Annotated in this window: 1 protein-coding gene; it reads left to right on the plus strand. The window is 45.0% G+C overall.

Annotation, left to right across the window (positions count from 1 at the left end; translation table 11 throughout):
• Positions 1 to 501: 501 nt before the first annotated feature.
• Positions 502 to 782 (plus strand): transposase (locus OCV31_RS09650; RefSeq protein ID WP_148474686.1); only part of this gene is annotated, 281 nt, incomplete at its 3' end.

Below are 782 nucleotides of genomic sequence, written 5' to 3' on the forward strand. Positions count from 1 at the left end.
CATGGTTTCCCTCCTTAATTGAATTATACACGATTTGAGGTAGGGGGATGTCCAAATCTTGGGGACCGGGTTATTCCGCTCTGAGCTCTTTTCCCCGCCCCCGGGTTTAAAAGCCATAAAAGAATGGAATTTTGAGTTAAGAAAAGAGGTAAAGCGAATCACAAAACGTGTGCCTCTTTGACAGCAAAGACAAAAACGGGAGAAGAACAAACTAATTCGCGAATCATCTTTCAACCTCTCAAATTACAAGCCTTTCGCAGAAGCCTCGGCGGGCGCCCTGGGTCCTTCCGGAGTTCTTAAGCCATGGAAGAATTAATTTTAAGCGAAGTAGAAAAAGAAATGGAAAAGCGGCGCTTTTCCCAATTAAAAAAGAAGGCACATCGGTGCCTTCTCAGAGTGATGACAAAGGGAGGGAGAATCATCCGATTCACCCTCCCTTTTTTGTGTCATCAAACAGCATTCGCCTCAATTATAGTAAAATAGAGAAAAAAGGAGGCCGCCATGCTACACAAAGAAGACAAGAAAAAAGTAGAACAAATTCAAATGATCGCTCTGGATCAACTCGTGCCGGCAGATCATCTTTTGCGAAAAATTGACCGTTACGTGGACTTCGACTTCATCTATGACCTGGTGGAAGACCTTTACTGTCTAGACAACGGCCGGCCCAGCATCGACCCCGTGGTTCTCATTAAACTCGTCTTCCTTCAACACCTTTATGGCATTCGCAGCATGCGCCAAACCATCAAAGAAGTCGAAGTCAACCTGGCCTATCGTTGGTTCTT

The sequence above is a fragment of the Aedoeadaptatus acetigenes genome, from assembly GCF_025566985.1.
GTDB classification, from domain to species: domain Bacteria; phylum Bacillota; class Clostridia; order Tissierellales; family Peptoniphilaceae; genus Aedoeadaptatus; species Aedoeadaptatus acetigenes.